Origin of the sequence: Acinetobacter sp. P8-3-8 (assembly GCF_000214135.1) — a bacterium.
Classification (GTDB): Bacteria; Pseudomonadota; Gammaproteobacteria; order Pseudomonadales; family Moraxellaceae; genus Acinetobacter.
On the sequence record NZ_AFIE01000167.1, the window covers coordinates 1 to 444 of the forward strand.

The 444-nt window shown below is 33.6% G+C and carries 1 protein-coding gene; it reads left to right on the top strand.

The features are described 5' to 3' along the window. Positions 1 to 429, top strand: a 429-nt coding sequence (locus GGG_RS0119175) for an IS5 family transposase (protein WP_029574744.1), incomplete at its 5' end; no start/stop codon positions are given. Positions 430 to 444 lie beyond the last annotated feature (15 nt).

Below are 444 nucleotides of genomic sequence, written 5' to 3' on the forward strand. Positions count from 1 at the left end.
ATTGGTGGAAATAGTTCTAAAATACATTTAGCTGTTGATGCAGATGGAAATCCTCTTGAAATCATTATCTCGGATGGAACAACACATGATGTTAAGATTGCTCCAAAAATGATAGAGAAACTGGATTTGAGTGAAACAGAAGTTATTTGTGCAGACAAAGGATATGACTCTGAATCATTGAGAGAACAAATATCAACGAAAAAAACTAAAGCGAATATTCCAAGAAAATCAAATACACAGTCAAATAATGACCACATGGATTGGTATTTATATAAAATCAGACACTTAGTAGAGAATGCGTTTTGTAGACTCAAGCAATTCAGAGGAATAGCAACAAGATATGATAAACTAAGATGTAGCTATGAAGGCGCGGTTGCATTAGCTTGCATATTTATTTGGTTACCTTTGTCGGGTAAATTTTATACTTAAAATGTCAACAGACCC